Source organism: Halovivax sp. (genome assembly GCA_007119345.1).
Taxonomy (GTDB): Archaea; Halobacteriota; Halobacteria; order Halobacteriales; family Natrialbaceae; genus Halovivax.
In genome coordinates this window covers 1-7,814 of record SKPV01000232.1, presented here as the reverse complement: position 1 = coordinate 7,814, position 7,814 = coordinate 1, and the positions used below count along the sequence as shown (strand labels likewise).

The following is a 7,814-nucleotide window of genomic DNA, read 5'->3' as shown; positions in this document are numbered from 1 at the left end:
TCCTCGGCGACCTGGCGTGTTACCCCTCGATCACGGGCAACACCTCGCTCGCCGAGGGGTCGGTCCTCGACCTCCTGTCGGCGCTCGACGACTGTCACAACCCGTACGCCTGCCCGCACGGCCGCCCCGTGATCGTCCAGCTCGACGCGGGAGCGATCGAGGACCGGTTCGAGCGGGACTATCCGGGTCACGGGGGTTGCGACGAACGGCCCGGGAGCGGACCCGACCACGACGTCGTTCCTCGACGTTCGACGCCGTGAGCGATCGGATATAGCGCAAGCTATACGTCGTCGAGCGTTGGCGTGACAGCTAGACCCACCCATGGCAGACGTTCCGACGAAGACGGCCCGGGCCGAGTGGGGCACCCGGTTCGGGTTCCTCATGGCGATGATCGGCGCGATGGTCGGCGCCGGGAACATCTGGCGGTTCCCGTACGTGATGGGGAACAACGGCGGCGGCGCGTTCGTCGTCGCGTTCCTCGTGCTGCTGTTCCTGCTCGCCGTCCCGGGGTTGATGGCCGAAGTTGCCCTCGGTCGGTACACCGGCAAGGGCGTCATCGGGGCGTTCCGGGACGTGCTCGGACGCGGCGGGATCGTCGGACTCGGCGTCGTCGTCTTGCTCGTGAACGTGGCGCTGATGAGCTACTACTCGCCCGTGATCGCCTGGACGCTCTGGTACGCGCTCAACTCGTTGCTGTTTACCTTCACCGCCACCGGCTTCGAAGCCGAGGCGTTCATGACCGACCTGTTCGGCAACGCGGCGCTGATGATCGGCCTGCACACCGTGGTGATGGGCTCGATCGCGGCGATCCTGATTTTGGGGATCCGTCGCGGCGTCGAGCGACTCGTCGTCTACGCCGTCCCGGCGCTCGTGATCGCGCTCGTCGTCATGACCGTGCGGGGGCTCACCCTCGACGGCGCGAGCGAGGGGATCGCCTTCACCTTCGGCGTCGACTGGGTCTACCTGACCTACAGCGACACCTGGATCACCGCGCTGGGCCAGGCGCTGTTCTCGACCGGCCTCGGCTGGGGGATCGCGCTCACGGTCGGCAGCTACCTCCGGGAGTACGACGACGTCCCGCTCGGCGGGGGCGTCTTCACCGCCATCGGCGAGTCGAGCATCGGCATCCTGGCGGCGCTGGCGATCTTCCCGATCGTCTTCGCCGTCGGCGTCGAACCCGACGCGGGCGCCGGGCTGGCGTTCGTCTCGCTCGTCCAGGTCTTCCCCGAGATCCCCCTGGGCGGCGTCGTCGCGATCCTCTTTTTCGTCGGCTTCTTCCTCGCCACGTTCACCTCCGGCATCCTCATCACGGAGGTGAGCGTGACGACGGTCTCCGAGGAGACCCGCCTCTCGAGAACCCAGACCGTCCTGGGCGTCTGCGGGGCGATCTGGCTGCTCGGAATTCCGAGCGCCTACTCCGTGGACGTCCTCGACTACCTCGACTTCGTCTTCGGCAACTGGGGGCTGCCGCTGGCGACGCTGATGATCATCGGCATCATCGGCTGGGCGCTCGGACCCGAGAAGCTCCGCGTGCTCGCCGTCAACCGCAACAGCGGCATCTACGTGGGCCGGTGGTGGAACCCGGTGATCAAGTTCGTCATCCCCGCCGTGATGGTCTTCATCATGGCGTTCTTCGCCTACGAGAACTTCGGCACCACCGAGATGATCGGCGGGATGGTCGTCCTCGTGACGTTCCCCGTCATCGGCTACGTCGCGATGCGGATCGTCGATCGCGGCCCCGAACCGACGGGCGGTCCCGAGGTCGCCGGAGGTGACGACTGATGGCGCTCACGATCGAGGTGCTCGCGATGCTCGCGTTCACCCTGCTGGCGTTCTGGGGCGTCGCGACCTGGGCGCTCGTCCGCACGCTGGCCCAGGAAGGCGAGAAGGTCGAGCTCCTCCGACACCAGGATCGACTGGACACCTACTCGCCGCGGGCGCTTTCGGACCTGCGGGAGTGGATCGAGGAGAACCCCGACGATCCCCTCGCCGACGACGCCCGCGCGGCCTACAACGAGTGCGTCGAGACGCTCCGGGAGACCGACCGCCACTACTACGACTGGAGCGACGAGGAGGTCGCCGCGCTAGAGCGGGTCTGAGGACTCCGCCGAGATTCTCGTCCGGGATACCGGACGGCTATTCGCCGGCGAGGAGCGGGCGGGTATCGCGGGACCGACGCTCCAAGTCACCGGGAGATCCGCGTCGGATCACGACTCCGTCGCCGATCGGTCCTCGAGTTCCAGCGGCGGACCGAGCAGTTCGAAGCCGTACTCGTCGGCGACCTCGTGGATGCGTTCGATCTCTGCCTCGCTCGGCGGTTCCTCCGGAATCGTCCAGGATTCGGCCGGACGGCCGACCTCGGCGAACATTCCCTCGAAGCCGGGTTCGTGGGTGACGACGAGCATTCGCGCTTCCGTGGTCGTCAGATAGGTGTGCGGGACGCCGTGGGGACCGTAGACGGTCGATCCGGGCCCGGCCGTGAGTCGGTCGTCACCGACCTGAAACTCGACGGTCCCCTCGAGGACGTAGAACAGCTCGTCGTCCTCGTGGTGGACGTGCAGCGGCGGCGAGATGCCCGGCGGCGCCAGCTGTTCGACCATCGAGAACGAACCGTCGGTCGTCTCGCCGGTCGCCTTGATTATCGTCAACGTTCCGACGAACCAGTAGGGCTCACCCTCCTCGGGGCCGAGAACGAACGGCTGTGCGGTTGCTAGTGAAGTCATTTCGTGTGTCACCGCTACCCATACTCCGCCGGAGGGGATAACGGATTTCTCAGGCGATCCGCCCGGTCGTGTCGGCGGACAGGTCCACTGCCGCGCAGGTCGCGGCGTCCGCTCTCGCTCGGACGGAGGCGTCGGGGCGGCCGTTGCCGACCGTCGGCTCATCCCTCCTCGACCGTCGCGTACAGCCCGACCGAGAGCGCGACCCCGATCGTCGCCAGGCCGAGGTAGACGACGAATCCGGTCGCGTAGCCGGTGACGCCGTAGACGTCGACGAAGACCCCCAGGATCGGCGGCACGACGAAGCCGCCGAAGGCGCCCAGGCCGCCGACCAGGCCGGAGGCGCCGCCGACGGCGTCGGGGACGTACAGCGGGAGCAGCTGGAAGGTCGCCGCGTTGGCCACCCCGATGCCGGTCGCCAGCAGGATCATCCCGACGAGCGCGACCCCGAACTCGCTCGCGAGGGCCCCGATCCGGGGGGTGAGGATCATGCAGATCGCGCCGAGACCGACGACGGCGAAGCTCGCGGTCGCGGCGCGCTCGCCGCCGACGCGGTCGCTCAGCGCGCCGCCGGGGATCCGGACGAACGTCGCCAGGAGGATGAACCCGACCGCGGTGAGCACGCCCGCCGTCCGCGCCTCGATCCCGTGCAGCGACGTCCAGTAGGAGGGGAGCCAGACCGTCAGCGCCAAAAATCCGCCGAATGAGGTGAAGTAGAGCGCGACGAGCGCCCAGGTCCGCTTCAGCGAGGCCGCGTCCTCGATCGAGCCGACGGCGTCACCGCCGGGGAACAGCTCCTGACCGAGCGCCTCGGCCCGCCTCCGCGCCCGATCCGGGCCGAGTCCCCGCGCGCGCAGCTGGAAGGAGTACGGGTCGACGGCGATCGTCGCGTAGATCGCCGTCCCGACGACGAGGAACGCCAGCCAGACGACGTACGTCGTCGTCAGCCCCAGAACCGCCAGCGCGACGGGGATGACGACGGTGAAGATCCCCGGCGAGCTGTTGCCCAGGCCCGCGAAGACCGCCAGCGCGGTCCCCTGCCGGTCCGCGGGGTACCAGTAGGCGGTCTGGGCGCTGCCGACGGAGAAGGTGGCGATGCCGCAGCCGGAAAGCGCCCCGAACAGGAAGATCGCGGGGTAGAGCTCGATCGTGAGTCCGTCGGGGTACCAGAGGACGAGGATCGCCGACAGGCCGGCCATGCCGACGATCGAGAGCCCCAGCAGGATCAGGAAGGGTTTCCGGGCCCCAACGTCGTCCGTCCACGCGCCGAACGGAATCCGCAGGAGCGAGCCGATCAGGTTGGGCGCCCCGACGAGCAGTCCCAGCATGATTCCCGACAGCCCCATCGCCTCCTCGAACTCGCTCGCCGCCGGGCCGTAGACCACCACGCCCGCGAAGCCGATGAAGAAGCCGAACGTGGCGGCGGCGAGGCCGCGACGGGGCGAGCCGCGGACGGGCGTCTTCGACATTTCTCGTGGGTTTTCGGCAGGGGCCGTTATACGTGGCGAAAACGGACGCGACCGGAACGGTGGTCGGGCCGGTTCAGATGTAGTCGTCCGGCCGGCCGTGCCCGTCCGGATCCTCCGCGAACCGATCCAGCGAGAAGTACTCGAGATCGATCTCGACGTCGCCCAGTCGTGGCTCCTCGCCGAGCACTAATCCGGCGGTCAGCTTCCCCACGGCGGGACCGTGTTTGAATCCGTGACCGGAGAAGCCACAGCACCAGTAGCACCCCTCGGGACCCGCCGCGTCGATCACGAAGTCGTGGTCGGGCGTCGTCGAGTAGACGCCGCAGTAGCTGCCCTTGATGCCGGCGTCGGCGAGCCCGGGGACGTGCTCGGCCAACGTGTCGACGAGTTCGAGGATCGTCTCCTCGTCCGGGGAGTCGTCGTAATCGTCGGGATCCGTCGCCTCGGCGTGACGGTGCGTGGCGACGAGGATCCCCTCGCCGAAGTCGGGGCGGACGTACCACTGGCCGCCGGGGAGGCTCGTGGTCGGCGTCAGTTCCGGATAGGCGTCGGCGTAGTCGGCGGGCGGGTCGAGCAGCAGGATCTGTTCGCGCACCGGCGTGATCGGAATCTCGACGCCGACGGTCTCGGCGAGGTCGGGGGTCCAGGGGCCCGCGGCGACGACGACGGCGTCGCAGGCGACGGTCCCGCGGTCGGTTCGAACGCCGGTGACGCGGCCGTCCGCGGCCGATTCGGTCGCCTCGTGGTCGACGGCCGCCGATTCGGTCGCCTCGCGGTCGACGGCCGCCGCGGCGTCGACGTCCCGACGGGTCGTTCCGTCATTCCCGCCGCCCGCGGTTTCGATCGCCTCGACGGCGACCCCCGTGACGACCCTGGCGCCCCGGTCGGCCGCCCCGCGGGCGAATCCGAGCGCCGCGTCGGTGCCGTCGGCGTACGCCGCGGCGTCGTCGCTGACGGCGAAGTCGTAGTCGGCGCCCTCGTACATCGGGTACCGATCCGGAAGTTCGTCGGCCTCGTGGCGGGAGACGGGGATGTCTCGCTCGTCGAGGACGTCGTAGCCGGCCGCCGCGTATCGACCGCCGGCGCTCCCCTCGTCGGCGAAGCGGACGAGCGGGCTGTCGTCGTAGGCCAGCGCGGCGCCGGTCTCCGCCGCGAAGTCCCGAAAGAACCGGTGGCTCCACCAGGCCGCGTCGGTGTAGATCGCCTGGTCGCCGTAGTGGTGACGCAGGATCGCCGAGGAGTCTCCGGTCGAGCCGGCGGCGAGCCGGTCGCGTTCCAGGAGGGTCACGTCGAGATCGCTATCGCGCGCGAGGAAGTACGCGGTCGCGGTCCCCATGATCCCGCCGCCGACGACCGCGACGTCGGTGCGGTCCGGGAGGTCGGTTTCGCCGGTCGCGTCGGACATTACGACCGCGAGTTCGCGGCGGAGGAACTTGAGCAGGGTGGTCGCCCGGATCTCGCGAGCGGTCGCCGGCGGATCTCGCGAGCGGTCGCATCGACCGAGGGGGACGGTCGGTCGGCCTCGAACGCGTCGGCCGCGAACGGCGACGGGCGGGGAACCCGGACGCGGTCGCGACCGATACCCGCGGAGATCCAACAATTCTCGCTCACGATTAAGTGTCGTCGCGCCGTCCGTCCGGAATATGGTATCACACGACGTTCGAAACCGTCTCTCAGCGCTCCGCCGGGCGTTCCACCGTCATCCCGAGCCCGGCTGGTGCGAGTTCCGGACGACGAATCGCGTCGTGGCGGAACTGGAGCGGATCGGCGTCGACGAGATCGCCGTGGGTCGGGACGCCCTCTCCGCCGACCACCGGATGGCCGTCCCCGACGAGGCGGAGCTCGCCTTCTGGCGCGAGCGCGCGCGGGCGAACGGAGCGGACGAGGCGGTGCTCGAGGCGACCGACGGCGGCCACACCGGCGTCGTCGCGACGCTCGCGCAAGGAGCGAAGCCGACCGTCGGCCTGCGCGTCGACATGGACGCCATCTCGATGCGCGAGTCGAACGAGCCCGGCCACCGCCCCGCGGACGAAGGGTTTCGGTCCGAGCACGAGGGGTACATGCACGCCTGCGGGCACGACGCCCACCTCGCGATGGCCCTCGGCGCCCTGGAAGCGGTGAAACACGGGGAGTTCGAGGGAACCTTCAAACTCTTCGTCCAGCCCGGCGAGGAGCTCGCCGGCGGCGGGAAGGCGATGGCCGAGAGCGGCCACCTCGACGACGTCGACTACCTGCTGGCGCTCCACGTCGGGCTGGACCACCCGACGGGGACCGTCGTCGCCGGGGTCGAGAAGCCCCTGGCGATGGCTCACCTCACCGCCACGTTCGAGGGAGCGAGCGCCCACGCGGGGAGGGCGCCGAACGAGGGCGCCAACGCCATGCAGGCGATGGCGACCGCCGTCCAGAACGCCTACGCGATCCCCCGTCACCGAGACGGGAAGACGCGCGTCAACGTCGGCCGCGTCGAGGGCGGCACCGCGAGCAACGTGATCGCCGAGGAGATCGCCGTCCACGGCGAGGTGCGCGGCGAGACGACCGCGCTCATGGAGTACGCCCGGACCGAGCTCGAGCGGATCTGCTACGCCGCCGCCGAGATGCACGACTGCGACGTCGCGCTCCGGGTCACCGGCGAGTCGCCCCGGGCCGACAGCGACCCGGAGCTGAGCGAGTTGCTCGAGGACGTCGCGACGGGCGTCCGAGGGGTCGAGGAGGTGCTCCCCTCGGCGGAGTTCGGCGCGAGCGAGGACGCCACCTTCCTCATGCGGGCGGTCCAGGCGGGAGGCGGGCTGGCGACGTACCTGATCGTCGGCACGGACCACCCGACGAGCCACCACACGCCGACGTTCGACGTCGACGAACGCAGCCTCGCGATCGGCGTCGAGCTCCTCGCCGACGCCGTCGCCGAGGTCGGCAGACGCCAGCCGGTCGCCGTCGGGCGGTAGGGGCGGACGGGTCGAGCTCGGCCGAGCCGACGCAGTGGGGAACTCGACTCGTTCGAAATCCGTTTACGCGAACCGCCGACGAGCCCGGCGGACGCGGCTACGGCCCGGCGGAGCGTGCCGACCGAACCGGTCCGGCCGGAGACGGGTCGAAGGGCATCCGCCCGAAACGGACCGCAACGGGCTCGACCGGCCTCGTTTCGTCCCGAACGGAAACGGTGCACGGATGGCCCGTACCGCAAGGGTTACTTTCGGGAGTACACGTATACTGTGTATGACCTACGAAGAGGTTCCTGACGACCTGCAGACGGCGGCCGATCCCGACCGGCCGCGCGGGGTCCTCACGCCCTCCGATCGCGACTTCCTCCTCGGTCGGAAGACCGACTACACCGAGCACTCGAAAAAGCAGAAGCGAAACCGGATCCGTCGCCGCGTTCGCAACGCCATCCTCGACTTCTCCATCCTCTTCGAGTACCTCGAGGAGCGCGACCGGAAGACGGTGTTCGACCCCGACGACGAGGACCGCGACGCCTACACCAGGGGGATCACCGACACGCTGGCGTTCCTCCACCTCGGCACGATGGGCTACTACACGCCGTTCAAGGACATGCTCGCCGAGGGCGTCGGCAAGGGCGAACAGCGCCTCGCCGGCTCCGAGTACCGCATGGTGAACGTCGAGTTCAACG

At 69.6% G+C, this 7,814-nt stretch carries 6 protein-coding genes and 2 pseudogenes; 5 read left to right on the top strand and 3 right to left on the bottom strand.

Going from position 1 to position 7,814, the window contains the following annotated elements:
* From QZT59_RS15980 to QZT59_RS15970, 3 genes and pseudogenes are all read left to right on the top strand, one after another.
* Positions 1–260: pseudogene (locus QZT59_RS15980) on the top strand (hypothetical protein); the annotation flags it as partial.
* A gap of 61 nt (positions 261–321) precedes the next feature.
* A complete protein-coding gene (locus QZT59_RS15975; RefSeq protein WP_290818637.1) occupies positions 322–1,782 on the top strand; it encodes a sodium-dependent transporter in 1,461 nt (486 codons plus the stop codon).
* A complete protein-coding gene (locus QZT59_RS15970; protein WP_290818635.1) occupies positions 1,782–2,099 on the top strand; it encodes a hypothetical protein in 318 nt (105 codons plus the stop codon). The genes QZT59_RS15975 and QZT59_RS15970 overlap by 1 nt, the downstream gene beginning before the upstream one ends.
* 108 nt (positions 2,100–2,207) lie before the next feature.
* Here QZT59_RS15970 and QZT59_RS15965 read toward each other — a convergent pair whose 3' ends face one another.
* The 3 genes from QZT59_RS15965 to QZT59_RS15955 all read right to left on the bottom strand — a co-directional run bounded on the left by QZT59_RS15965 (position 2,208) and on the right by QZT59_RS15955 (position 5,594).
* Positions 2,208–2,723: a quercetin 2,3-dioxygenase gene (locus QZT59_RS15965; RefSeq protein WP_290818633.1), complete on the bottom strand. Its 516-nt coding sequence runs from the start codon at positions 2,721–2,723 to the stop codon at positions 2,208–2,210.
* Between the two features lie 158 nt (positions 2,724–2,881).
* Positions 2,882–4,189 carry an MFS transporter gene (locus QZT59_RS15960; RefSeq protein ID WP_290818631.1) on the bottom strand — a complete coding sequence of 436 codons (1,308 nt, stop codon included), beginning with the start codon at positions 4,187–4,189 and terminating at the stop codon, positions 2,882–2,884.
* Positions 4,190–4,262: 73 nt separating this feature from the next.
* Positions 4,263–5,594, bottom strand: coding sequence for an FAD-binding oxidoreductase (locus QZT59_RS15955; protein WP_290818629.1), 1,332 nt, complete (start codon positions 5,592–5,594; stop codon positions 4,263–4,265).
* A 238-nt stretch (positions 5,595–5,832) separates the two neighbouring features.
* Here QZT59_RS15955 and QZT59_RS15950 point away from each other — a divergent pair, with 238 nt between their 5' ends.
* Both QZT59_RS15950 and QZT59_RS15945 read left to right on the top strand, forming a co-directional pair.
* A complete protein-coding gene (locus tag QZT59_RS15950; RefSeq protein ID WP_290818627.1) occupies positions 5,833–7,131 on the top strand; it encodes an amidohydrolase in 1,299 nt (432 codons plus the stop codon).
* A gap of 271 nt (positions 7,132–7,402) precedes the next feature.
* A pseudogene (locus tag QZT59_RS15945) lies at positions 7,403–7,814 on the top strand (hypothetical protein); the annotation flags it as partial.

What these genes read in the sequence shown, in the direction of transcription:
- QZT59_RS15955 (WP_290818629.1), bottom strand. Translation starts at nt 5,594, where the DNA reads ATGTCCGACGCGACCGGCGAAACCGACCTCCCGGACCGCACCGACGTC.
- QZT59_RS15975 (WP_290818637.1), top strand. Translation starts at nt 322, where the DNA reads ATGGCAGACGTTCCGACGAAGACGGCCCGGGCCGAGTGGGGCACCCGG.
- QZT59_RS15965 (WP_290818633.1), bottom strand. Translation starts at nt 2,723, where the DNA reads ATGACTTCACTAGCAACCGCACAGCCGTTCGTTCTCGGCCCCGAGGAG.
- QZT59_RS15960 (WP_290818631.1), bottom strand. Translation starts at nt 4,189, where the DNA reads ATGTCGAAGACGCCCGTCCGCGGCTCGCCCCGTCGCGGCCTCGCCGCC.
- QZT59_RS15970 (WP_290818635.1), top strand. Translation starts at nt 1,782, where the DNA reads ATGGCGCTCACGATCGAGGTGCTCGCGATGCTCGCGTTCACCCTGCTG.
- QZT59_RS15950 (WP_290818627.1), top strand. Translation starts at nt 5,833, where the DNA reads ATGGTATCACACGACGTTCGAAACCGTCTCTCAGCGCTCCGCCGGGCG.